Source organism: Streptomyces sp. NPDC005402 (assembly GCF_040606575.1).
In the GTDB taxonomy this organism is placed as follows: domain Bacteria; phylum Actinomycetota; class Actinomycetes; order Streptomycetales; family Streptomycetaceae; genus Streptomyces.
On record NZ_JBEXFB010000051.1, the window covers coordinates 1 to 25,737 of the forward strand.

Below are 25,737 nucleotides of genomic sequence, written 5' to 3' on the forward strand. Positions count from 1 at the left end.
GTGATAAAAATCCCTGAGCATGAAATTCGAAGCCCTAGAATCCTAGATATGCGGCCGGCGTCCGGTACCGAGCCCCTCTGAAGCAGCCGAGCCGCCGGACCGAGGACGGACACCCCCCACCCCGGCCCCGACCCACCCACCGAACCGAACGCGCTACACCAGCGCCCACCGAAGCCGCACAGGCCGCCGCAGGCATTCAGGGGCGCGGGGAACTGCGCAAAAACGCCCGCCCCCACCGGCCCCGCAGCCAGACGACAACCCCAACCGCCGGAGGCATTGTCAGACCCCGGGTGCAGGATGGACGCATGGTCAGCCCAGCACACCGAGCCCTGAACGGCTTCTCCCCCGCCACCCGCGGCTGGTTCACGGGTGCGTTCGACGCGCCCACCACCGCCCAGGCCGGCGCGTGGCAGGCCATCGCAGAAGGTTCGGACGTGCTCGTCGTCGCCCCCACCGGCTCCGGCAAGACCCTGGCCGCCTTCCTCGCCGCTCTGGACCAGCTGGCCTCCACACCCCCGCCCGCGGACCCCAAGAAGCGCTGCCGGGTCCTGTACGTCTCGCCCCTCAAGGCCCTCGCCGTCGACGTGGAGCGCAACCTCCGCAGCCCCCTCACCGGCATCCGCCAGGAATCCGTCCGTCTGGGCCTCCCCGAGCCCGAGGTCAAGGTGGGCATCCGCTCCGGCGACACCCCTCAGGCCGAGCGCCGGGCCCTGTCCACCCGCCCCCCGGACATCCTGATCACCACCCCGGAGTCGCTGTTCCTGATGCTGACGTCGGCGACCCGGGACGCACTCGCCGGCATCGAGACGGTGATCCTCGACGAGGTCCACGCCGTGGCCGGCACCAAGCGCGGCGCCCACCTGGCCCTCTCCTTGGAGCGCCTGGACGAACTCCTCCCGAAGCCGGCCCGCCGCATCGGTCTCTCCGCCACGGTCCGTCCGGTCGACGAGATCGCCCGCTACCTCTCCCCCCAGCGCAAGGTGGAGATCGTTCAGCCGAAGTCCGGCAAGGAGTTCGACCTCTCGGTCGTGGTCCCGGTGGAGGATCTGGGTGAACTCGGCGGCTCCCCGGTGGCCGAGGGCAACGAAGGCGCGGAACGCCCCTCCATCTGGCCCCACGTGGAGGAGCGGATCACCGACCTCGTCCAGTCCCACCGCTCCACGATCGTCTTCGCGAACTCCCGCCGCCTCGCGGAACGCCTCTGCAACCGTCTCAACGAGATCGCCTACGAGCGCGCCACCGGCGAGCCCCTGGACGAACACCACGCCCCGGCCGAACTCATGGGCGGCTCAGGCGCGGCCCAGGGCGCACCCCAGGTCATCGCCCGCGCCCACCACGGCTCGGTCTCCAAGGAACAGCGCGCCCTGGTCGAGGAGGACCTCAAGGCGGGCCGCCTCCCGGCGGTAGTGGCCACGTCCAGCCTCGAACTTGGCATCGACATGGGCGCGGTGGACCTGGTGATCCAGGTCGAGTCACCCCCGTCCGTGGCCTCCGGTCTGCAACGCGTCGGCCGCGCGGGCCACCAGGTCGGCGCGGTCTCCACCGGCGTGGTCTTCCCGAAGTACCGAGGCGACCTGGTTCAGGCAGCGGTCGTCACGGAACGCATGCGCACCGGCTCCATCGAGTCCCTCAAGGTCCCCGCGAACCCCTTGGACGTCCTCGCCCAGCAGATCGTCGCGATGACCGCGATGGACACCTGGCAGCTCGACGACCTCCTCGCCACGGTCCGCAGAGCGGCCCCGTTCGCCTCCCTCCCCGAGTCCGCCTTCACCGCCGTCCTCGACATGCTCGCGGGCCGCTATCCCTCCGACGCCTTCGCCGAACTGCGCCCGCGCGTGGTCTGGGACCGCATCGCCGGCACGATCACCGGCCGCCCCGGTGCCCAGCGCCTGGCCGTCACCTCCGGCGGCACCATCCCCGACCGCGGCCTCTTCGGCGTCTTCCTGGCCGGCTCCGACCCCAAGAAGGGCGGCGGGAGGGTCGGCGAACTCGACGAGGAGATGGTCTACGAGTCGCGCGTCGGGGACGTCTTCACGCTCGGCACCAGCTCCTGGCGCATCGAGGACATCACCCGCGACCGTGTCCTGGTCTCGCCCGCCCCCGGCGTTCCCGGCAGGCTCCCCTTCTGGAAGGGCGACCAGCTGGGCCGCCCCCTCGAACTGGGCCGCGCGGTGGGCGCGTTCCTCCGCGAGGTCGGCTCCCTGTCCAAGGAGGACGCCCGCCTGCGCCTCCTCACCGCGGGCCTGGACGCGTGGGCGGCGGACAACGTCCTGTCCTACCTGGACGAGCAGCGCGAAGCCTGCGGCCATGTCCCGGACGACCGCACGATCGTCGTGGAGCGCTTCCGCGACGAACTCGGCGACTGGCGGGTCGTCGTCCACTCCCCGTTCGGCGCCCAGGTCCACGCCCCCTGGGCCCTCGCCCTCGGCGCCAAGCTCTCCGAGCGCTACGGCATGGACGCCCAGGTCATGCACGCCGACGACGGCATCGTCCTGCGGCTGCCCGACGCCGACATCATGAGCCTGGACCTCCTCGACCGGGAACCGACCAGGACCGGCACGGAGTACGACGCCGAACAGGCCCCGGTGGGCGCCGCGGACGTCGTCTTCGACAAGGGCGAGGTCGACCAGGTCGTCACCGACCAGGTCGGCGGCTCGGCCCTGTTCGCCGCCCGCTTCCGCGAATGCGCCGCCCGGGCGCTCCTGCTGCCGCGCCGCAACCCCGGCAAGCGCACCCCCCTGTGGCAGCAGCGCCAGCGCGCTTCTCAACTGCTCCAGGTGGCGAGCGAGTTCGGTTCGTTCCCGATCGTCCTGGAGGCGGTCCGTGAGTGCCTCCAGGACGTCTTCGACGTCCCCGGCCTCGTCGAGCTGATGGGCGACCTGGAGTCCCGCAGGGTCCGCCTGGTCGAGGTCACCACCCCCGAGCCCTCCCCGTTCGCACGGTCCCTCCTCTTCGGCTATGTCGCCCAGTTCCTGTACGAAGGTGACTCGCCCCTCGCCGAGCGCCGGGCGGCGGCCCTCTCGCTGGACTCGCGTCTGCTGGCCGAGCTGCTGGGCCAGGCGGAGCTGCGCGAGCTGCTCGACGCCGAGGTCCTGACCGAGCTGGAGCGGGAGCTCCAGTGGCTCACCGAGGACCGCCGGGTCAAGGACCCCGAGGGCGTCGCGGACATCCTCCGTGTCCTCGGCCCGCTCACGGACGCCGAACTGGCCGAGCGGGGCGCCGAGCCGCAGTGGGCGCACGATCTCGCCCGAGCCCGCCGCACGATCAAGGTCCGGGTCGCCGGCGCCGACCACTGGGCGGCCATCGAGGACGCGGGCCGCCTGCGCGACGCTCTCGGCACAGCACTGCCGGTCGGTGTCCCGGAGGCTTTCACCGAACCGGTCAAGGACCCTCTCGGTGACCTCCTCGCGCGCTACGCCCGCACCCACGGCCCCTTCACCTCGACGACGGCCGCCGCCCGCTTCGGCCTGGGCACGGCGGTCACCGAGGGCGCGCTGCAGCGCCTGGCCGCGAGCGGACGTGTCGTGCAGGGAGAGTTCCACCCGGCGGGCATCGGCCAGGAATGGTGCGACGCGACCGTGCTCCGCCGCCTGCGCCGCCGCTCCCTGGCAGCGCTGCGCCACGAACTCGAACCGGTACCGCCACCGGCCCTCGCCCAGTTCCTGCCGCAGTGGCAGCACATCGGCAAGGGCCACTCCCTGCGGGGCATCGACGGACTGGTGCGTGCCGTGGAGCAGTTGCAGGGCGCCTCCGTGCCCGCCTCCGCGCTGGAGAAGCTCGTGCTGCCGTCGCGCGTCACGCACTACACCCCGGCGATGCTCGACGAACTCACCGCCGCCGGAGAGATCGTCTGGGCCGGAGCGGGCGCGCTCCCGGGCAAGGACGGCTGGGTCTCCCTGTACCTGGCGGACGCGGCCCCCCTCCTCCTGCCACCGCCCCACCCGCTGGAGCTGACGGCTCTCCACCAGTCCGTCCTCGATGCCCTCACGGGCGGCTACGGCTTGTTCTTCCGCCAGATCGCCGACCAGGTCCGCGCCACCACGCACCCCGACGCCACCGACCCCCAACTGGCCGACGCCGTATGGGACCTCGCCTGGTCGGGACGGCTCACCAACGACACCCTGACCCCCATGCGCTCCCTGCTGGGCTCCGGCCGCACCGCCGGTTCCACCGCCCACCGCGCCAAGCGCACGATCCCCCGCGGCCGGTACGGCTCCCTCACCGCCGCGGCACGCACCGCCTCCCGCACCGGCCCGCCGACCGTCGCCGGCCGCTGGTCCCTGCTCCCCCAGCGCGAGCCCGACCCCACCGTGCGCGCCCACGCTCTGGCCCGCACCCTCCTCGACCGCCACGGAGTGGTGACCCGCGGAGCGGTGGCGGCGGAGGGCGTGGAGGGCGGCTTCTCGGCTACGTACCGCATCCTCTCCGCCTTCGAGGACAGCGGCCAGGCTCGCCGCGGTTATGTCGTGGAGGGCCTCGGCGCCGCCCAGTTCGCCATGGACGGTGCGGTCGACCGCCTCCGCGCGGTGTCCAACGCCCGCGACCGCGGCGAGCCGCTGCCGGAGACCGGCACTCCCGACATCTGGAGTGCGGACTCGGCACAAGGCGACCCCGCGACCGAGGACTGGGACTGGACCCGCGCCTTCGACAACCCGGACGGCCCCGGCCCCGCAGCCGGCACAGACGGTGTCCCGTCCCCCGTGTCCCCCGCCTCCCGCGACGAGTACATCTCACCGCAGGACTACCCACCCCAGCCCGCTCCCCAGCACTGGCAAGGCACGCCCGCGTACGGTTCCGGCTTCGGCAACCGCAGGCAGAACGCCTCCGACGCCTCCCGAGCCGTGGTCCTCGCCGCCGCGGACCCCGCCAACGCCTACGGTGCCGCCCTTCCCTGGCCCGACCCCCCGACCGAGGCGGGCCACAAGCCGGGCCGCAAGGCGGGCTCCCTCGTGGTTCTCGTGGACGGCGAACTCACGCTCTACATGGAGCGGGGCGGCAAGACCCTCCTGGCCTGGCCCTCCACGCCCGGCACCATCCCCGACACCACCCCCACCGACGACCCCCGCCTACGCACGGCGTCCGAAGCCCTGGCAGCAGCCGCCAAGGCAGGCTCCCTGGGCACCGTCACGGTGGAACGCATCAACGGCACCTCAGCCCTTACCTCCCCCCTGGGCACCCTCCTGGAAACAGCGGGCTTCATCGCCACCCCACGGGGCCTACGCCTGCGCGCATAACCCCCCGACACGCCTCACACCACCCCCGGGCCTCCGTGGTCGTGACGCGGCCCACGGGTCCCCACGGAAAGCCGTCCCGGGGTGCTGCCCCGGATCCACCGGCCTTACGGCCTTACGCAGTCCCGCGACCACCCGAACTCCAGGCTCCTCACCAGCACACCCACCCCTCGCCGCCACACGCAGGTCACCCGCCCCCCGCGCCCCCGCAGCCGCCGACGGCGAGCACGCCCCACAGGAGCCACCCGCACCCGACCACGAACCCAGCACGGGTGGTGCGGGTGGGACCAAACCAGCCGAAGGCGAAACCGAGGCCGTCCCCACCACCCCGCCCCACCCCATGCCACCCTTGACCCATGCCCGAAGGAGACACCGTCTGGCAAGCCGCGAAGCGCCTGCACACCGCCCTCGCGGACAAGGTGCTGACCCGCAGCGACCTGAGGGTGCCGAAGTACGCCACAGCCGACCTCACCGGCCGCAGAGTCCTCGACGTCACCCCCCGCGGCAAACACCTCCTCACCCGCATCGAAGGCGGCCTGACCCTCCACTCCCACCTCCGCATGGACGGCTCCTGGAAGGTGTACGCAGAAAACCAGCGCTGGACAGGCGGCCCCGCCCACCAGATCCGCGCGATCCTGGCCAACCCGGACCACACGGCCGTCGGCTACCGCCTCCCCGTCCTCGAACTGCTCCGCACCGCGGACGAACACAAGGCCGTCGGCCACCTCGGCCCCGACCTCCTCGGCCCGGACTGGAACCCCGAGCGCGCCCTCGCCAACCTCCTCCAGGACCCCACCCGCCCGCTCGGCGAGGCCCTCCTCGACCAGCGCAATCTCGCCGGCATCGGCAACGTCTACAAGAGCGAGCTCTGCTTCCTGCTCGGCGCCACCCCCTGGATCCCCATCGGCGCCCTCCCCGCAGACCGCGCCGCGCAGCTCCCCGCGCTCGCCAAAAAGCTCCTGGAGGACAACCGTGACCGCCCGGTCCGCGCCACGACCGGTACCGGCCGCCGCGGCCAGGACCTGTTCGTCTACGGCCGCGCACCGCGCCCCTGCCTCCGCTGCGGCACCTCGATCCGCGTCGCCGACCAGGGCGACGGCTCCCGCGAACGCCCCACGTACTGGTGTCCGGCCTGCCAGGTCGGCCCGACCCCGGGCCCACTCCGCAGGGCTCCGGGTGGAACACACCCCGGAACCTCACGCCGTACGACCAATTGACGATCCGTCAGAAACGCTCGTACCGTCGCTCCATGGCCGTCAGCGCGTACGACCTCACCGGACGCACCGCGTTCGTCACCGGCGCCGCCAGTGGCATCGGCCGCGCGACCGCCGTCCTGCTCGCCGAGGCGGGCGCCACCGTCCACTGCGCCGACCTCGACGCGGCGGGGCTGCACGAGACGGCGACCCGGATCAAGGACGCCGGCGGCACCGCCCGCACCCACCCCCTCGACGTCACCGACCGCGAACAGCTCCGCCAGGCCATCACCTCCTGCGAGCGCCTGGACGTACTCGCCGCGATCGCCGGGATCATGCACAGCAGCCCTGTTCTGGAGACGCGGGACGAGGATCTCGACCGCGTCCTGAACGTCAACTTCAGGGGTGTGCTCCACGCCTGCCAGGAGGCGGCCCGTCTGATGCTCGACCGGAGGACGAGGGGCAGCATCGTCACGATGGCATCCGGCGCCGTGGACACGGGCGGCGCCGGCCTGCTCTGCTACGGAGCGGCCAAGGCGGCCGTCGTACAACTCACGAAGACCCTGGCCACCGAGGTCGGCCGGTACGGCATCCGGGTCAACGCCGTCGCGCCCGGCTGGATCCGCACCCCCATGACCGACCGGCACGACGAGGACGCCCAGGCCCACACCGAGGCGCTCATGTCCCGTATGTCACCGCTCAAGCGCGTGGGCGAACCGGAGGACATCGCCCACGCCGTGCTCTACCTGGCCTCCGACGCCTCGTCCTTCACGACGGGCCAGATCCTCCGCCCGAACGGTGGGGTGGCGATGCCGTGGTAGCCCCCGTGGCCCCCACCTCCCCGGCCTGCCCGGGGCCCGCAGGCACCGCTGCCCGCCACGCCTGACGCCACCGCCCAGCACCTACGGCCCCCGCGGCCCGCGTCTTCGGAACACAGTGCACCGGCAGCAGACTCAGCCCCCACCCACCCGCCGCGACCGCCCCTTCGAGCAGCCCGGCGTCCGGCGCCAGCACCAGCCGCGCCACGGCCCACCACCACAGCGCCCCGAGCCCGAGAGCCACCCCCCGGCGTACTGTCGGCCCCGCCATGCAGCCACCTCCAGCCCGGACGCTAGACCGCCGCCGCACCCACCGGGGAGGGCGCACCAAGGGCACACGGACGCACTGACGCGGCCGTCGCTCCAAGATGCACGAAAACCCCGACCGGCGCCTCTCCAGACCAACTGGAGAAACCCGTCCGGGGCCTCGCAGACTTCCTCTCGGCGAGCCAATCGGCTCATGGCAGACCGAGCGCGAGCGTCACGCCGCTACGACGTCCACAGCTTCGCTCGGTGCCTTGATGGTCACCCGTTCCGGTGGCACACCCTTCACCGACACGGAACCCAGCATCGGGCGCACGGGCGCCGGTACGGGCTCGCTGGGGGTGGCCGCAGCAGACTGGGCCAGCTCGGCGAGGGCGAGCTCGTCGCTCACTTCCCGCATGAGCTCGGACATCCGTACGTCCAACGCGTCGCAGATCGCGGAGAGCAGTTCGGAGGAAGCCTCCTTCTGCCCCCGCTCCACCTCGGAGAGATAGCCGAGTGAGACTCGGGCGGAGGAGGAGACTTCGCGCAGAGTACGGCCCTGGCGCTGGCGCTGCCGACGCAGCACGTCACCCAGCAGGCGACGGAGCAGAATCATCGGTGGCTCCCTCCTCGGACCGCGTAGCCGCATCCTTCACGCCCCACCGTACCGCCTTGCGCCGCGGCCGTGCGGGGAGCGATGTCGTGTTCACTCAGGGCTGCAAACATCAAAACCCCCCGTTCCGTTCCGTATCCTGTGCCCGCTCATTTCCGGTCTGTTCGCTCGCGAGCTCCTCCAGGAGGAGTGCGAGTACGCTCCGTACACTCTCCATACGAATTTCCGCGCGGTCGCCGTTCAACCGCAGCGCGGTCACTTTCCCGCCACCCGCTGCTTCGGAAGCGCCGACGGAGGGCCCGTCGACCGCCACGAAAACCGTTCCGACGGGCTTGCCGTCCTGCGGTTCCGGACCCGCGACTCCGGTGGTCGCGACCCCCCAGTCGGCGCCGAGTGCCTTCCGCACTCCGGCCGCCATCTGGGCCGCGACCTGCGGATCCACCGCACCTCGCTGGTCCAGCAGGGTGGCGTCGACACCCAGCAGCTCATGCTTCAGTTCGGTGGCGTAGGCGGTCACCGAACCCCGGAACGCCTGGGACGCACCGGGGGCGGCTGTGATTTCCGCCGCAACCAGTCCGCCGGTGAGCGACTCGGCGACCGCGAGCGTCTGACCCTTCACGGTGAGTAGTCGTACCACTTGGGCGGCTGGGGAACTCACGCTTCCGTCTCCTCCAACGCCGCCTTGCGCTCGGCGATTCCCTGCCTGCGCAGCACAATGGCCTGTCTCACATAGTCGAGTCCGGTCGCGACGGTCAGCACGACCGCCACAGCCATCACCCAGAACCGCGCGGTGGCCAGCCACCCCGTCAACGCCAGGATGTACATGCCTACGGCGATGCCCTGGCTGAGGGTCTTGAGCTTGCCGCCCCGACTCGCCGGGATCACGCCGTACCGGATGACGAGGAAACGCAGGAGGGTGATTCCGAGTTCCCTGCCGAGGATGACGAGCGTCACCCACCAGGGCAGGTCGCCGAGCCCGGAGAGACAGATCAGCGCCGCCCCCATGATCGCCTTGTCGGCGATGGGATCGGCGATCTTCCCGAAGTCCGTGACGAGGTCGTAGGCGCGCGCCAGGTGGCCGTCGAACAGGTCGGTGATCATGGCGACCGCGAAGGCCGCCCAGGCGAACGAGCGCCACGCGGGGTCGTGCCCGCCGTCGGCCAGCATCAGGGCGACGAAGCCGGGCACGAGGACCAGCCGGAGCATGGTCAGCAGATTGGCGATGTTCCAGACGCTGGCCTGGTTGACGGCCGCAGCCGCGATCTTCTTGCCGCGCGGGGGCCTCGCACCGGAGTCGGAGTCGGCCTCCGAAGCCGCTCCGGCGACGACCGCTACTCCGGGGACGGCACCGGCACGCACCTCGGCAGCCGTAGCGGAGACCGCGTCCGAGGGAGCGCTCGGTGCCACGCCGGACGCGGCGCCCGAAACCGCGCCCGCCGGTCCGCCCTTCGCGGCGGAGGGGCCACCCGCGGCGGACGCCGGAACTCCGGTCATCTGCCCGCCTCCTCACTACACGCGAGCGAGCCGTCGAGCGGCTCGGCCACCAGGTCGACACCTTCCGTACCGACCACCTTCGCCTCGACCATACGACCGACACTCAGACCTTCGCCGCTCGTGAGCAGCACCTGGCCGTCGGTCTCCGGCGCCTGGTGCGCGCCACGGCCGTGCACACCCTCCTCGTCCACGGACTCGACCAGCACGTGCACGGTCTCGCCGACGCGCTCCTCGGCGCGCTGCGATACGAGTTCCTCGGCGAGCCGGGAGACACGTGCCAGCCGCTCGGCGACCAGGTCCTCGTCCAGCTTGTTGTCGTACGTCGCCGCTTCGGTGCCCTCCTCGTCGGAGTACCCGAAGACGCCGATGGCGTCCAGTCGCGCGCCGGTCAGGAACCGCTCCAGCTCGGCGAGGTCGGCCTCGGTCTCGCCGGGGAAGCCCACGATGAAGTTGGAGCGCACACCGGCCTCGGGGGCCTTGCCTCGGATGGTGTCGAGGAGCTCCAGGAAGCGGTCGGTGTCGCCGAAGCGGCGCATCGCGCGCAGCACGCCGGGGGCGGAGTGCTGGAAGGACAGGTCGAAGTAGGGCACGACCTTGGGCGTGGAGGTGAGCACGTCGATCAGGCCGGGCCGCATCTCGGCGGGCTGGAGGTAGCTGACCCGCACGCGCTCGAGGCCGGCCACCTCGGCGAGCTCCGGCAGGAGCGACTCCAGCAGGCGGATGTCACCGAGGTCCTTGCCGTACGACGTGTTGTTCTCGGAGACCAGCATGATCTCCTTGACGCCCTGCTCGGCCAGCCAGCGTGTCTCGTTGAGGACGTCCGAGGGGCGGCGGGAGATGAAGGAGCCGCGGAAGGACGGGATGGCGCAGAAGGAGCAGCGCCGGTCGCAGCCGGAGGCGAGCTTCACCGAGGCGACCGGGGAGCCGTCCAGACGGCGGCGCAGGGGCGCACGGGGGCCTGAGGCAGGCGCGAGGCCATCCGGAAGGTCCGCGGGGGCGGGAACGGCTTCCTCGGCCGGACCGTGGCCCGGCAGCGCGACGGACGCCGCCGAGTCCTGCCGCTCGGCCGGGCTGATCGGCAGCAGCTTGCGCCGGTCGCGCGGGGTGTGCGCGGCGTGGATGCCACCGCTGAGGATGGTCTGCAGCCGGTCGGAGATGACGGCGTAGTCGTCGAAGCCGAGCACCCCGTCCGCCTCCGGCAGCGCCTCGGCGAGGTCCTTGCCGTACCGCTCGGCCATGCAGCCCACCGCCACGACGGCCTGGGTTCTGCCGTGACCCTTGAGGTCGTTGGCCTCCAGGAGGGCGTCGACGGAGTCCTTCTTGGCGGCCTCGACAAAACCACAGGTGTTGACGACGGCGACGTCCGCGTCGGCGGCGTCCTCCACGAGATCCCAGCCGTCCGCCTCCAAACGGCCTGCGAGCTCCTCCGAGTCCACCTCGTTGCGGGCGCAGCCAAGAGTGACGAGTGCGACGGTACGGCGTTCAGGCATGGGCTCAAGACTACTTCGTCCCACTGACACCCCACGTCGAAGGGGTTGGCCGATCTTGGCCAACCCCTTCGCAGCGAAAAAACGAACAGAGAGCTATCCGACCTGAGGGTCGCCCTTGGTGTACGTCAGGCGCTCCACGGCTCCGGGCTGCCAGTCGTCGTCGATCTTCTTGCCGTTCACGTACAGCTGGATCGCCCCGGCGTCACCGAGGACGAGGTTGATCTTGTCGCTGTCCTGGAAGGTCTTGGAGTCGCCCTGCTTGAGCAGTCCGTCGAAGAGGGTCCGGCCGTTGTGGTCCTTGGCGAGGATCCAGCTCTTTCCGTCGGCGGCGCTGACCTGCACGGTCACCTTGTCCTGGGGCGCCGCCGCGATGGCGCTGTCGGACGGCGTGGGCTTCGGGTCCTTGGTGGTCCTGTCGGACTTGGGCGTCGGAGACTTGCTGGTGGCGGGCGTGGTGCCGTCGGCGACCTGTGCTGTCCCGCCGTCGTCGCCGCCCGTGAACGCGGTGAACCCGACGAAGCCGACCACGGCGACGATCGCGGCGACCATGGCCGCGGTCCAGTTGGGTCCGCGCCGCTCGGGACGGATGCGTTCCGCCTCGAACAGCGGGGCGGCCGGGGTCGGGGCCGGACGCCCGCCGCCGTGATCGGCGGCGAACTGGTCCAGAAGGGGGGCCGGATCCAGATGGACGGCCTTGGCCAGGGTCCGGATGTGACCCCGGGCGTACACATCGCCACCACAGGGGGCGAAGTCGTCCGCCTCGATGGCATGCACGATGGCGATGCGGACCCTGGTGGCGTTGCTGACGTCGTCGACGGTCAGCCCGGCGGCGATCCGCGCCTGTTTCAGGGCGTGGCCGACGGAGAGGTGGGCTTCCTGTCGGTCGTCTTCGAACGGACGCTCGTCTTCAGGGGAGTTGCCGATGGACACGGGGGCGCCTTTCGAGCGTTTAGCCACCTGTGCTGGAGGTTCAGTCTAGGGGGGGTGCGAAAGGGTGGGGCAACCGGGCGGTGGGACTTTGTACGCCATCGGAATGGCCGAACACGCCGATGGTGGGGCAGCAGCTTTTCGCTTCCCTCAACTTGACGTACGCCGAAGGGAAACGGTTGCTCGATGATCCCTTACGGGTGAGTCACGATCGAACATCGGTCGCCGCACCCGCTCCGGGCTCCCTCTAAGCCTCCCCGCGGATCACCGCGAGCACTCCGTCCAGCTCGTCAGCCTTCACAAGAACGTCACGAGCCTTGGACCCCTCGCTGGGTCCGACGATGCCCCGGGACTCCATCAGGTCCATCAGCCGACCCGCCTTCGCGAACCCGACCCGCAGCTTGCGCTGGAGCATGGAGGTCGACCCGAACTGCGTGGAGACGACCAGCTCGGCCGCCTGGCACAGCAGGTCGAGGTCGTCGCCGATCTCCTCGTCGATCTCCTTCTTCTGCTTGGTGCCCACGACGACGTCGTCCCGGAAGACCGGCGCCATCTGGTCCTTGCAGTGCTGGACGACCGCCGCGATCTCGTCCTCGGTGACAAAGGCACCCTGCATACGCGTGGGCTTGTTCTGACCCATCGGCAGGTACAGCCCGTCGCCCTTGCCGATCAGCTTCTCGGCGCCCGGCTGGTCCAGGATGACGCGGCTGTCGGCGAGCGAGGAGGTGGCGAACGCGAGCCTCGAGGGCACGTTCGCCTTGATCAGACCGGTCACGACGTCGACCGACGGCCGCTGCGTGGCGAGCACCAGGTGGATGCCGGCCGCACGCGCGAGCTGTGTGATGCGCACGATCGAGTCCTCGACGTCCCGCGGCGCGACCATCATCAGGTCGGCCAGCTCGTCGACGATCACCAACAGATAGGGGTAGGTCTTCAGCTCCCGCTCGCTGCCCTCCGGCGTCTTCAGCTTGCCGTCCCTGACGGCCTGGTTGAAGTCGTCGATGTGCCGGTATCCGAACGCGGCGAGGTCGTCGTAGCGCAGATCCATCTCCCGTACGACCCACTGCAGGGCCTCGGCCGCCCGCTTCGGGTTGGTGATGATCGGCGTGATCAGGTGCGGAATGCCTTCGTACGCCGTCAGCTCGACGCGCTTGGGGTCGACGAGGACCATACGGACGTCCTCGGGGGTCGCGCGGCACATGATCGACGTGATCAGGCAGTTGATGCACGACGACTTGCCCGAGCCGGTGGCGCCGGCCACGAGGATGTGGGGCATCTTCGCCATGTTCGCCATGACGTAGCCGCCCTCGACGTCCTTGCCGAGCGCGACGAGCATCGGGTGATCGTCCTCGGCGGCGTCGGCGAGCCGCAGTACGTCACCGACGTTGACCATCTCGCGGTCGGTGTTCGGGATCTCGATGCCGACCGCCGACTTGCCGGGGATCGGACTGATGATCCGCACATCGGGGCTGGCGACGGCGTAGGCGATGTTCTTGGTGAGCGCGGTGATCCGCTCGACCTTCACGGCGGGACCGAGCTCGACCTCGTAGCGCGTGACCGTCGGCCCGCGCGTGAAGCCGGTGACGGCGGCGTCGACCTTGAACTCGGTGAAGACGTTGGTGAGCGAGGCGACGACCGCGTCGTTGGCCGCGCTGCGCGCCTTGCCTGGACCGCCGCGCTCCAGGAGGTCGAGCGAGGGCAGCGAGTAGGTGATGTCGCCGGACAACTGGAGCTGCTCCGCACGCGGAGGCAGCTCGCTGGGAGCCTCGGGAACCGGTTTGGTGAGGTCGGCGACCTCGACCTTGAGCTTCTCCTGCTTCGGACGCGCCTCCTGCTTGGGCCGCGCGGCCGGGACCGGTGTGGGAACCGGGGTCGTCTCCACCCGGTCGCCCACGCTGACGCCCTGGGTGAGGTCGGCGACCAGCGGCGAGGGCGGCAGGCCGTGCATGACCACGCCGTCCAGATCCGCGGCGGCGGCCGCGGCGATGTCCACGGCGTCCATCCGCCGGTCCATGGCGGGCTGCGGCACCGCTGACCGCCGGGGGCGCCCACGACGCTGCGAGAGTGCGTCCTGCTCCGCTCCGTCGGGGTCGTACGACTCGGGCGCAGAACCGCGCTTGCGCCCCCGCGGAGGCAGCGCCTCGCGCCACTGATCGTCGTAGCGCTCGTCGTCCTCGCCGAACTCGTCCATCGGGTCGGGAAGGAGCCCGAGCCGCACACCGAGCTCCCGCAGCCGCCGCGGGATCGCGTTGACCGGGGTGGCCGTGACGACGAGCAGCCCGAAGACCGTCAGCAGGACGAGCAGCGGTACGGCGAGGACCTCGCCCATGGTGTACGTCAGTGGAGTCGCCGCTCCCCAGCCGATGAGGCCCCCGGCGTCCCTTATCGCCTGCATGCCGTCGCTGCGGGCGGGAGAGCCACAGGCGATGTGGACCTGGCCGAGCACGCCGATGACGAGCGCGGACAGGCCGATCACGATCCGGCCATTGGCCTCGGGCTTCTCGGGGTGCCGGATGAACCGCACGGCGATGACCGCGAGCAGTATCGGCACGAGCAGGTCGAGCCGGCCGAAGGCGCCGGTCACGATGATCTCGACGAGGTCACCGACGGGGCCGCGCAGGTTCGACCAGGTGCCGGCGGCCACGATCAGGCCGAGGCCCAGCAGCAGAAGTGCCACGCCGTCCTTCCGGTGCGCGGGGTCGAGGTTCTTCGCACCCTGCCCTATCCCGCGGAACACCGCGCCCACGGCATGGGCGAGGCCGAGCCAGAGGGCGCGGATGAGCCGGAGGACGCCTCCGGTCGGGCTGGGCGCCGGCCTCGGCGGCGCGGCTTTCTTCGCCACGGCCTTCCTGGCGGGCGCCTTCTTCGCCGGTGCTTTCTTCGCAGGCGCCTTCGCCGGACCCTTCGCGGGAGCGGCAGCCTTCTTGGCGGGCTGCTTCTTGGCTGCGGAGGGACGTGAGGCCATAGGTGTGAGATTACCGGTGGAGACGCCCGCGGACACGTGTGCCCACTGCTTCACCCGTTCGTGTCGCTTCCGGGAAGGTGCCGAGCTGACGCGGGCTCACCCGCGTGCCGGGCGGGAACACTTGCGCCACACGTCAGTTCCGCTCAGTTCTGCGAGGGCACCGACGGCGAACTCCCGGTGCCCGGCTCCAGCGCGTCCAGTGCCCGCCGCAACCCCGTGAGTTTGCGTTCGAGATGGGCCGCGGTGGCCACCGCGGCCGCGTCCGCGGACTCGTCGTCCAGTTGCTTCGAAAGCGCCTCGGCCTGTTCCTCGACCGCCGCGAGCCGCGCGGACAACTCGGCGAGCAGACCCGCCGGCTCCTTCGCGTCCCCGACCGCCGCCCTGCCTCCGCCGCCCTCCAACTGGAGCCGCAGCAGCGCCGCCTGCTCCCGCAGCTGGCAGTTCTTCATGTAGAGCTCGACGAACACCGAGACCTTCGCGCGCAGCACCCACGGGTCGAACGGCTTGGAGATGTAGTCCACCGCACCCGCCGCATACCCCCGGAAGGTGTGGTGCGGCCCGTGGTTGATGGCGGTGAGGAAGATGATCGGGATGTCCCGGGTCCGCTCCCGCCGTTTGATGTGCGCCGCGGTCTCGAAACCGTCCATGCCCGGCATCTGGACGTCCAGCAGAATCACCGCGAAGTCGTCCGTGAGCAGCGCCTTGAGCGCTTCCTCCCCGGACGATGCCCGCACCAGTGTCTGATCGAGCGCGGAGAGGATGGCCTCCAGCGCCAGCAGATTCTCCGGCCGGTCATCGACCAGGAGGATCTTGGCCTTCTGCACCATGGCCCGCCCTCCTCGCCCCGGATGTGCACCGGGTGCCGCCCCTGGGGACGACTCCCTTTCGCCGCCCGTCCTTGTGCCGGTCATCGTAGCCGCACCCTGTCTGTCGCCACACCCTGTCACCGTGATGTCACTGTGCACGAAGCAGAAACGTAGCGGGAGACCAGAAGGTTCCCCGAATCCCGTACTTCTACACGGCGTCGGGCACACTGAGTCAGCAACTCCGCGTGAACTTCGCTGATTCCCATCACTCCCCTCGCATCCACTGTTCCATCACGGACAGCAGATGATCGGGATCGACCGGCTTGGTCACGTAGTCGGAGGCGCCCGACTCGATCGCCTTCTCCCGGTCGCCCTTCATCGCCTTGGCGGTCAGCGCGATGATCGGGAGCCCGGCGAACTGCGGCATCCTGCGGATCGCGTTGGTCGTCGCGTAACCGTCCATCTCGGGCATCATGATGTCCATCAGGACGACCGCCACGTCCTCGTGCTGTTCCAGCACCTCGATGCCCTCACGGCCGTTCTCCGCGTAGAGCACCGACAGTCCGTGCTGTTCGAGGACGCTGGTGAGCGCGAAGACGTTGCGGATGTCGTCGTCGACGATCAGCACCTTCTCCCCGCCGAACCGGATGCCCCGACGCGGCTGCGGCGCGGCCTGGTGCTCCACCGCCGACCACTGGTCCGGCTGCCCGATCCGCTGTTCGAGGGCCGGTGCGGTCCTGCGACGGCGCCGGAAGAGCGCCGCGGCACCGTTCTGCGTCTCCTGGTACGACTTCACCTCGGCCGGCGTCTCGACCTCGACTCCGGCCATCCCGTTCTCCGACCTGGACGCCACCAGGTCGTCGGCCTCCAGGGCGGGCATGGACTGCTGGTAACCCTGCGGCGGCAGTTCGCTGGGGTGCAACGGCAAATACAGCGTGAACGTCGATCCGCGTCCCGGCTCGCTCTGCGCGTGGATCTCTCCGCCGAGCAGTTGCGCGATCTCCCGCGAGATCGACAGCCCGAGTCCCGTGCCGCCGTACTTGCGACTGGTCGTGCCGTCGGCCTGCTTGAACGCCTCGAAGATCACCCGCATCTTGCTGGCCGCGATACCGATCCCGGTGTCCGTCACCGAGAACGCGATCAGGTCGGAGTCCGCGTCGCGCAGCGAACCGGCCTCCAGCAACTGCTCCCGGATCGCGACCGGCACATCCCGCCCGGCGGGCCGGATCACCAGCTCGACGGCCCCGGAGTCGGTGAACTTCACCGCGTTGGACAGCAGGTTGCGCAGCACCTGGAGCAGCCGCTGCTCATCGGTGTGCAGCGTGGCGGGCAGCTCCGGCGAGACCCGCACGGACAGATCCAGGCCCTTCTCCGCGGTCAGCGGCCGGAAGGTGGCCTCCACGTAGTCCACGAGCTGCACGAGCGCGATGCGCGTCGGGGACACGTCCATCTTGCCCGCCTCGACCTTCGACAGGTCGAGGATGTCGTTGATCAGCTGGAGCAGGTCGGAGCCCGCGCCATGGATGGTCTCGGCGAACTCGACCTGCTTCGGGGTGAGGTTGGAGTCCGCGTTGTCGGCGAGCAGCTTGGCGAGGATCAGCAGGGAGTTGAGCGGCGTACGCAGCTCGTGCGACATGTTGGCCAGGAACTCGCTCTTGTACCGCATGGACACGGCGAGCTGCTCGGCGCGCTCCTCCAGGACCTGCCGCGCCTCCTCGATCTCGGTGTTCTTGACCTCGATGTCGCGGTTCTGCTGGGCCAGCAGCTCGGCCTTCTCCTCCAGCTCGGCGTTGGACGCCTGGAGGGCCTTCTGCCGGTTCTCCAACTCGGCCGACCGCTCCCTCAGTTGCTCGGTCAGCTCCTGCGACTGCTTCAGCAGCACCTCCGTCTTGGTGTTGACGGAGATGGTGTTGACGCTGGTCGCGATCATCTCGGCGATCTGGTTGAGGAAGTCCTTCTGGATCTGCGTGAAGGGGGTGAAGGAAGCGAGCTCGATGACACCGAGCACCTTGCCCTCGAACAGCACCGGGAGGACGATCACCTGCGCGGGCGGCGCCTCTCCGAGACCGGAGGAGATCTTCAGATAGCCGCTGGGCGCGTTGTCCACCAGGATCGTTCGCTTCTCCTCGGCAGCCGTCCCGATGAGCGCCTCCCCCGGCCGGAACGACGTCGGCATGGAACCCATCGAGTAGCCGTACGACCCGAGCATCCGCAGCTCGTACTGGTCCTCGGCCTCGGTGCTGATGTCCTTGCCGTCCAGGAGCGGCATCGCGACGAAGAACGCGCCGTGCTGCGCGGTCACCACCGGTGTCAGCTCGCTCATGATCAGCGAGGCCACGTCCTCCAGGTCCCGGCGGCCCTGCATGAGCGCCGAGATACGGGCCAGGTTGCCCTTGAGCCAGTCCTGCTCCTTGTTGGCGATCGTGGTGTCGCGCAGGTTGGCGATCATCTTGTTGATGTAGTCCTGGAGCTCCTGGATCTCTCCGGACGCGTCCACGTCGATCTTCAGGTTCAGGTCGCCCCGGGTCACCGCGGTCGCCACGCGCGCGATGGCTCGTACCTGGCGGGTGAGGTTTCCTGCCATTTCGTTCACGGACTCGGTGAGGTCGCGCCAGGTGCCGTCGACGTCACGCACGCGTGCCTGGCCGCCGAGCTGTCCTTCGGTACCCACCTCACGGGCGACCCGGGTGACCTCCTCGGCGAAGGACGACAGCTGGTCGACCATCGTGTTGATGGTCGTCTTCAGCTCCAGGATCTCGCCGCGGGCGTCGATGTCGATCTTCTTCGTCAGGTCACCCTTGGCGATGGCCGTGGTCACCATGGCGATGTTGCGCACCTGACCGGTCAGGTTGGACGCCATCTGGTTCACGGACTCGGTGAGGTCCTTCCAGGTGCCGGCCACACCGGGCACCCGCGCCTGGCCGCCCAGGATGCCGTCCGTGCCCACCTCACGGGCCACCTTGGTGACCTGGTCGGCGAACGAGCTCAGTGTCTTCACCATGGTGTTGAAGGTGTCGGCGAGCTGCGCGACCTCACCGCGCGCCTCGATCGTCACCGTCCGCGTGAGGTCACCGTTGGCGACCGCGTTCGCGACCTGGGAGATGTTGCGCACCTGCATGGTCAGGTTGTTGGCCATCAGGTTCACGTTGTCGCTGAGGTCCTTCCAGATGCCCGTGACACCCGGAACCCGCGCCTGCCCGCCCAGCTGGCCCTCGGTGCCCACCTCACGGGCCACCCGGGTCACCTGCTCGGCGAAGCTGGAGAGCTGGTCGACCATCGTGTTGACGGTGGTGACGAGCTCGAGGATCTCGCCCTTCGCGTCGACGGTGATCTTCTTCGAGAGATCGCCCTTGGCGACCGCGGTGGTGACCTCGGCGATGTTGCGCACCTGAATGGTCAGGTTGTTCGCCATGAAGTTCACGGACTGGGTGAGGTCCTTCCAGGTGCCGGAGACACCCTGCACCTCGGCCTGGCCACCGAGGATGCCCTCGGTGCCCACCTCACGGGCCACCCGCGTCACCTGGTCGGCGAAGCTGGAGAGCTGGTCGACCATCGTGTTGAGGGTGTTCTTCAGCTCCAGGATCTCGCCGCGCGCGTCCACGTCGATCTTCTGGGACAGGTCACCCCGGGCCACCGCGGTCGCCACCTGGGCGATGTTCCTCACCTGGGCGGTAAGGTTTCCTGCCATTCCGTTCACGGAGTCGGTCAGGTCACGCCACACACCCGCCACGCCGGGCACCTGCGCCTGTCCGCCGAGGCGTCCCTCGGTGCCCACCTCCCGGGCCACCCGGGTCACCTGGTCGGCGAAGGCGGAGAGCTGGTCGACCATCGTGTTGATGGTGTTCTTCAGCTCCAGGATCTCGCCGCGCGCATCGACGTCGATCTTCTGGGACAGGTCACCCCGGGCCACCGCGGTCGTCACCTGGGCGATCTGCCGCACCTGAGAGGTGAGGTTGCCACCCATGAAGTTGACGGAGTCGGTGAGCTCCTTCCACGTCCCGGACACGCCGGGTACGACGGCCTGACCGCCCAGCCGGCCCTCGGTGCCCACGTCCCGGGCCATCCGCGTCACCTGGTCGGCGAAGGCGGAGAGCTGGTCCACCATCGTGTTCACGGTGTTCTTCAGCTGGAGCATCTCGCCGGAGACGTCCACGGTGACCTTCTGCGACAGGTCACCGTTGGCCACCGCCGTCGTCACCTGGGCGATGTTCCTCACCTGTCCGGTGAGATTCCGGAACGCGGTGTTGACGGAGTCGGTGAGGTCCTTCCAGGTACCGGCGGCCCCGGGCACCTGCGCCTGCCCGCCCAGCTCACCCTCGACACCGATCTCGCGCGCGACGCGCGTCACCTCGGCACCGAACGCGGACAGCTGGTCCACCATCCCGTTGACGGTGTTCTTCAGCTCCAGCATCTCGCCGGCCACGTCGACGGTGACCTTCTGCGACAGGTCACCGTTGGCCACCGCCGTCGTCACGGCGGCGATGTCCCGCACCTGCGTGGTGAGGTTCCGGAAGACCGTGTTCACCGAGTCGGTGAGATCCTTCCACGTCCCCGCCGCGCCCGGCACGTTCGCCTGGCCGCCGAGCTGTCCCTCCGCACCGACCTCGTTGGCCACACGGGTGACCTCGTCCGCGAAGATCCGCAGCGTCTCGGTCATCTGGTTGATCGTGTCGGCGAGCTGCGCGACCTCGCCGCGCGCGGAGACCGTCACCTTCTGCGACAGGTCACCACTGGCCACCGCCGTCGTCACCTGGGCGATCCCGCGCACCTGGGCCGTCAGATTGCCGGCCATGAGGTTCACCGAATCGGTGAGGTCCTTCCACACCCCGGCCACACCCGGCACCTGCGCCTGGCCGCCGAGCTCACCCTCGACGCCCACCTCGCGCGCGACGCGGGTCACCTCGGAGGAGAAGGACGACAGCTGATCCACCATCGTGTTGACGGTGTTCTTCAGTTCCAGCATCTCGCCGGCCACGTGAACGGTGACCTTCCGCGAGAGATCGCCCTTGGCGACCGCCGTGGTCACCAGCGCGATGTCCCGCACCTGGGCCGTCAACCGGTACGCCATCGTGTTGACGGACTCGGTGAGGTCCTTCCACGACCCCGACATGCCACGCACGCGTGCCTGCCCGCCGAGCTTGCCCTCGGTCCCGACCTCGCTGGCCACGCGCGTGACCTCGTCGGTGAACGTCGACAACTGATCGACAAGGTTGTTTACAGTCCGCCCGACCTTCAGGAACTCCCCGCGCAGCGGATGCCCCGTCCCGTCGGGCGCCTGGGTCCTGAGCTCCATGCGGGGCGACAGATCGCCCTCCGCGACCGCGGACAGGACCCGGCCGACCTCGGAAACGGGCCGTACGAGATCGTCCACGAGCGCGTTGGAGGCATCGATGGCGGACGCCCAGGAGCCCTCACAGGCGCCTGTTTCCAGCCGTTCCGTGAGCTTGCCCTCACGGCCCACCATGCGCCGCACCCGCGACAGCTCACCCGTCAGATGCAGATTGCGGTCGGCCACCTCGTTGAAGACGGCCGCGATCTCCGACATCACGCCGTCGCCGGACACCGTGAGCCGCTTGCGGAAGTTCCCGTCACGCATCGAGACCAGCGCCGCCATCAGCCGGTCCAGCGCAGCCGTGTCCACCGCGGTGGTCCCACCCCGCGGTTTGCGCTGGCCGCTCGCGGACTGTCCGCCTTTCGCGCGCGTCTTAGTGCCCCGCGTCGCTGCGCCAGACTCCACTGTGTCCCTCCCGCAGGGGTCGACCGTTACTGCTGTGCTCGGGTGGTACCGCGCGGCACACCTGTTGCTGCCACGTGCTTCTGCTTACTACAGCGATATTTCAACCAGGCACGCAAAGCCGCACCACGGGCTGCTGCCCGCCGTACGCTCAAGCCACTCGGCCTGCCCGAACCTTCTTCAGGAGCCTGCCCAGTGTTTCACCCCGGTTGAACCCGGCCATAACAGTTCGGCAGCTTCGCACATCGTCCGCACACCCTCCGGACGGAAACACTGCAGACCGGCATCCGCATGGCCGTCGAAGGTAAGTAACCTTGCATGCGGCTGTCCAGCCGAGCCGGTCCGTCCGGACTGGGCGGTGGCACGAGCACGAGCGGGCATCGGAGGGCGGCCGCACACATGACCACCGGACTGATCCCCGGGGGACAGAACCCGGATCCCCGGCCGACGGGCGGTCTGCCGCAGCAGCGGCACGAGCCGGTCGGCCAGGCAGCCCTGCACGTCGACAACCGGTCGAGGAGTTCTGTGATCACCGCGCGCGCGGCCGCCAGCTTCGAGCCCGTCGGACGATCGGTAGCGACCGCCCGCTCCTTCGTCCGCGACACCCTCCAGGGCTGGGGCTTCGCCGACATCGTCGACGACGCGGTGGTCCTCACCAGCGAACTCGTCACCAACGCCGTGGTGCACGCGGGCACCTCCGCCGATGTCCTGTGCCTGCGCAGTGACGACGGTGTACGCATCGAGGTGGCCGACCGCTACCCCGAGCGGGAGATCCCCCTCCAGGGCCAGGCCGTCAACATGGGCAACCTCGACCGCGAGGGCGGCCGCGGCCTCCAGCTCTGCGCCGCGCTCGCCGGCCGCTGGGGCGTCGATTACACCCCCACCCAGAAGCAGGTCTGGTTCCAACTCGACCTCCCGGAACGCCGGGTGGGCACCCGCACGGCAGGACCGTCCCTGCCCGCAGACCTCCTCCCGCTGGCCGACGGCCGCGTCCGCGTCGCCGTCGTACAGATCGACCGTACGTGCGCCATCACCTCGTGGAACGAGGACGCCGAGGAACTCTTCGGCTACGCCGCCGAACAGGTCATCGGCAAGCCCCTGACCGACCTCGCGGCCTGGCCGCACACCCCGGGCACCAGCACCGGAATCGCCGAGGCGCTCCAACTCTCCCGCTGGGAGGGCAGTTACGGCATAAGGGCAGCCAACGGCCGTGTCACCTCGGTCTACGCCTCTCACCTGCGCGTCCGCGACACCGGCGGCGAGCCCTCCACGGTCTGCCTCCTTGTGCGCGACCACGAACGGGCCGTACTCCAGACGCCGTTGCGCGTCCCCGCCTCCGACACGAACACCTCCGGCGACGGCCAGAGCACTGACCCCTTCGAGGTGTTCATCGGCTCGCCGGCCCCGGACGACCTCGACGGTCTCCTCCAGCGCACGGTCGAACGCGCGCGCGACATGCTCGACGGCGACTCCGCCTTCCTGCTCCTCGCGACCGACGACGAGACGGAGCTGGAGGTCCGCGCCTCCACCGGCCTGCCCTCCGCCCGGCAGCGCTTCGCGCGCGTGCCCGTCGAGGCCGGCCCCGGCCGCTACAGCTCGGCCCGCATGCCGGCCGTCCACGACGACCTCGCGGCCGTACCGGGCGCCGTACCGCTCCTGAGCGGCACCGGCATGCGCTCGGTCGTCACGGTCCCGCTGAAGGTGGAGGGTCGCCTCACCGGCTCCCTGGGGGTGGCCGCGGAGGGGCCCGGCAGATACTCGAACGAAGAAGCCCTGCGCCTCCAATTCGCCGCCGACCGCATCGCGTTGGCGGTCGAGTCGGCTCGTCTGGGTGAACTGGAGAAGCTGCGCCGAGGCTCGCTGAGCTTCCTCGTCGAGGCCTCCGACCTCCTGGCCGGCACCCTGGACCGCGACCAGACCCTGGCCCTCATGGCCCAGATGACCGTCCCGACCCTGGCCACCTGGTGCGCCGTGTACACGATCGCCGACCAGGCCTCGGAGCCCTATCTGTCGTACGTCCTGCACGAGGACGAGGAACTCATCGACGGCATCAAGTCGTTGCTCTCGAAGATCCAGCCCCCGGACCCGGTCCCCACCCCCGGCGCCCGTGTCTGGTCGGCACCCGGCGAAGCGGCCCACCAGGCGGCTCTGCGCAGCTCCATGCGCAGCCTCGGCCTCAGCGGCGGCCCCACCCGCCAGATCGCCTCCGGAATCGGCCCCACGCTCGCCACGGCCTCCGCGGTGGGCGGCGAGACGGTCGTCCTCCCCCTGGTCGCCCGCAACCGTGTCATCGGCATGCTGACCCTCGGCAAGCCCGCCGACGAACACTTCCGCCAGGAAATCCTGGAACTGGCCGAGGACTTGTCCCGCCGGGCCGCCCTCGCCCTCGACAACGCCCGCCTCTACTCCGAGCGCACGGCCATCAGCCAGTCCCTCCAGCGCAGCCTCCTGCCACCCGAGCTGCCCGAGATCGACGGCGTCGAGGTCGAGGTCATCTACCGCGCGGCCGGCGAGGGCAACGAGGTCGGCGGCGACTTCTACGACGTCTTCCCCATCAGCGACGGCGCGTACGGCTTCGCCATCGGCGACGTCTGCGGTACGGGCCCGAACGCGGCGGCCGTGACGGGCCTCGCGCGGCACGCCCTCCGTCTGCTGGCCAGGGAGGGCCTGAGCGGTCCCGCCGTCCTGGAGCGCCTGAACAACGCGATCCTCGACGAGGGCGCCCGCAGCCGCTTCCTGACCCTTCTCTACGGCGAGCTGTGGCCCCAGGAGGACGGCAGCGCCCGCCTGAAGGTCGTCTGCGCCGGCCATCCGCTCCCGCTCCGCCTGCGCCAGGACGGCACCGTGGAACCGGCCGCCGAACCCCAGCCACTCCTCGGCGTCATGGACGACCTGGAGCTCTACGAGCAGACGGTCACCCTCGACCCGGGCGACGTCCTCCTCTGCGTCACGGACGGCGTCACCGAACGCCGGGAAGGCACCCGCATGCTGGGCGACGACGGCCTCGCCGACGTCCTCACCACCTGCACGGGCCTGACAGCCGGCGCGGTCGCGGCCCGCATCATGCGTGCGGTCGAGCGCTTCGCCTCCGACGCTCCGTCCGACGACATGGCGATCCTGGCGATGCGCGTCCCGGGCCTGCAGACGGACTGATGGAGAGCATGAAAAAGGCCCCGCCCGAATGGGCGGGGCCTTTTGGCTGGAGCCCCCTAACGGAATCGAACCGTTGACCTTCTCCTTACCATGGAGACGCTCTGCCGACTGAGCTAAGGGGGCCTGTCACTTTTCGAGGTTTCCCTCGCGGCAACGGAATAGATCATACCCCGAGCAGACCCGTGCTCCCAACTCACTCAGAAGGCGGGCTGAAGCAGTCCCCCGAGGGCATTGCACGCGCCCACCACCCGCTGCATGTCCCGCTTGGTCAGCGAGGCATCCACCGGCAACGCAAGCGTCTCGTCGGCGGCCCGCTCGGTTTCCGGCAGCGTCACACAACGCCGGAACTCGGGCAGCCGGTGCACTGGCGTCTTCACCGGCACCCGGCAGTCAACTCCCTTGCCCCGCAAAGCCCGGGCGAAAGCGTCCCGGTCCGGCCGCCCATTACCCGGAACTCGCACGACGTACTGCTGATAGGTGTGCCCGTCCCCGCCATCGGGCGTGCGCACCCCGCGCAACTTCCCATCGAGATAGCAGGCCCGCTCCCGACGCTGAGCGACCTCGTCGTACGGCGCCTCGGACTCGCCCTCCTGCAGCACCAGCAACCCGTGCCGCCGCCCGACCCCGAGCAACCGCGCCATGTCGGCCGGTCGACCGAATCGGTGTACGACAACGACCGCTGCCGTGCGCGGAGTTATGGCCGCTTCGACAGCCGACGCGTCAAGGCAGTAGCTGACCGGATGTATGTCCGCGAACACCGGGAGCGCACCCGCGAGTGTCACCGCCTCGGCGACCTCCACGTTCCCGAAGGCCGGTACGACGACCTCGTCACCGACTCCGACGCCGGCAGCCCTGAGCATTGCAGCAGTACCCATGCTGCGGATGGTGGTTGCGCAACGTGAACTTCAAGTGACGCCCAACAAAAAAGGGTTGGACCCTGAACCGAAGTTCAGGATCCAACCCTTTGAATAATTGTTCGGCGGTGTCCTACTCTCCCACAGGGTCCCCCCTGCAGTACCATCGGCGCTATAAGGCTTAGCTTCCGGGTTCGGAATGTAACCGGGCGT

At 70.0% G+C, this 25,737-nt stretch carries 14 protein-coding genes, 1 tRNA gene and 1 rRNA gene; 4 read left to right on the forward strand and 12 right to left on the reverse strand.

The features are described 5' to 3' along the window. Window positions 1–305 precede the first annotated feature (305 nt). From ABZT02_RS44580 to ABZT02_RS44590, 3 genes are all read left to right on the forward strand, one after another. Window positions 306–5,234: an ATP-dependent helicase gene (locus ABZT02_RS44580; RefSeq protein WP_356028897.1), complete on the forward strand. Its 4,929-nt coding sequence runs from the start codon at window positions 306–308 to the stop codon at window positions 5,232–5,234. Between the two features lie 353 nt (window positions 5,235–5,587). Beyond that, window positions 5,588–6,448, forward strand: a complete 861-nt coding sequence (locus tag ABZT02_RS44585; protein WP_356028900.1) for a DNA-formamidopyrimidine glycosylase family protein — start codon at window positions 5,588–5,590, stop codon at window positions 6,446–6,448. Between the two features lie 32 nt (window positions 6,449–6,480). Continuing rightward, on the forward strand, window positions 6,481–7,245 hold the full coding sequence (locus ABZT02_RS44590) for an SDR family NAD(P)-dependent oxidoreductase (RefSeq protein WP_356028903.1): 765 nt from the start codon (window positions 6,481–6,483) through the stop codon (window positions 7,243–7,245). Here ABZT02_RS44590 and ABZT02_RS44595 read toward each other — a convergent pair. The 9 genes from ABZT02_RS44595 to ABZT02_RS44635 all read right to left on the reverse strand — a co-directional run bounded on the left by ABZT02_RS44595 (window position 7,193) and on the right by ABZT02_RS44635 (window position 21,520). Continuing rightward, window positions 7,193–7,513 (reverse strand): hypothetical protein, encoded by a 321-nt coding sequence (locus ABZT02_RS44595; protein WP_356028906.1) that lies wholly within the window; start codon window positions 7,511–7,513, stop codon window positions 7,193–7,195. The two genes, ABZT02_RS44590 and ABZT02_RS44595, sit on opposite strands and share 53 nt — an antisense overlap. 210 nt (window positions 7,514–7,723) lie before the next feature. Further along, a complete protein-coding gene (locus ABZT02_RS44600; RefSeq protein ID WP_007385114.1) occupies window positions 7,724–8,104 on the reverse strand; it encodes a helix-turn-helix transcriptional regulator in 381 nt (126 codons plus the stop codon). A gap of 109 nt (window positions 8,105–8,213) precedes the next feature. After that, window positions 8,214–8,759, reverse strand: coding sequence for a CinA family protein (locus ABZT02_RS44605; protein ID WP_356028909.1), 546 nt, complete (start codon window positions 8,757–8,759; stop codon window positions 8,214–8,216). Continuing rightward, complete coding sequence (pgsA, locus tag ABZT02_RS44610) at window positions 8,756–9,595, reverse strand: CDP-diacylglycerol--glycerol-3-phosphate 3-phosphatidyltransferase (RefSeq protein ID WP_356028911.1); 840 nt, start codon at window positions 9,593–9,595, stop codon at window positions 8,756–8,758. The genes ABZT02_RS44605 and pgsA overlap by 4 nt, the downstream gene beginning before the upstream one ends. After that, a complete protein-coding gene (rimO, locus tag ABZT02_RS44615; protein WP_356028914.1) occupies window positions 9,592–11,085 on the reverse strand; it encodes a 30S ribosomal protein S12 methylthiotransferase RimO in 1,494 nt (497 codons plus the stop codon). Before rimO ends, pgsA begins: the two co-directional genes overlap by 4 nt. Before the next feature lie 93 nt (window positions 11,086–11,178). After that, window positions 11,179–12,015 carry a RodZ domain-containing protein gene (locus tag ABZT02_RS44620; RefSeq protein ID WP_356028916.1) on the reverse strand — a complete coding sequence of 279 codons (837 nt, stop codon included), beginning with the start codon at window positions 12,013–12,015 and terminating at the stop codon, window positions 11,179–11,181. 244 nt (window positions 12,016–12,259) lie between these two features. Then, a complete protein-coding gene (locus ABZT02_RS44625; RefSeq protein ID WP_356028918.1) occupies window positions 12,260–14,977 on the reverse strand; it encodes a DNA translocase FtsK in 2,718 nt (905 codons plus the stop codon). Between the two features lie 143 nt (window positions 14,978–15,120). Continuing rightward, the gene (locus ABZT02_RS44630) at window positions 15,121–15,804 is read right to left on the reverse strand and encodes a response regulator (RefSeq protein WP_352382458.1); all 684 of its coding nucleotides are present in this window, start codon (window positions 15,802–15,804) and stop codon (window positions 15,121–15,123) included. 244 nt (window positions 15,805–16,048) lie between these two features. Beyond that, the gene (locus tag ABZT02_RS44635; protein WP_356028921.1) at window positions 16,049–21,520 is read right to left on the reverse strand and encodes a HAMP domain-containing protein; all 5,472 of its coding nucleotides are present in this window, start codon (window positions 21,518–21,520) and stop codon (window positions 16,049–16,051) included. A gap of 396 nt (window positions 21,521–21,916) precedes the next feature. Here ABZT02_RS44635 and ABZT02_RS44640 point away from each other — a divergent pair, with 396 nt between their 5' ends. Beyond that, on the forward strand, window positions 21,917–24,670 hold the full coding sequence (locus ABZT02_RS44640; RefSeq protein WP_356028923.1) for a SpoIIE family protein phosphatase: 2,754 nt from the start codon (window positions 21,917–21,919) through the stop codon (window positions 24,668–24,670). A 47-nt stretch (window positions 24,671–24,717) separates the two neighbouring features. On the opposite strand, the gene ABZT02_RS44645 is transcribed toward ABZT02_RS44640, so the two are convergent. From ABZT02_RS44645 to rrf, 3 genes are all read right to left on the reverse strand, one after another. Further along, window positions 24,718–24,793 (reverse strand) — tRNA-Thr (locus tag ABZT02_RS44645). A gap of 74 nt (window positions 24,794–24,867) precedes the next feature. After that, entirely contained in the window at window positions 24,868–25,530 is a 663-nt protein-coding gene (locus tag ABZT02_RS44650; RefSeq protein WP_356028925.1) for a DegT/DnrJ/EryC1/StrS family aminotransferase, read from the reverse strand. A 114-nt stretch (window positions 25,531–25,644) separates the two neighbouring features. Further along, window positions 25,645–25,737: ribosomal RNA gene (gene rrf, locus ABZT02_RS44655) — 5S ribosomal RNA — on the reverse strand; the annotation flags it as partial.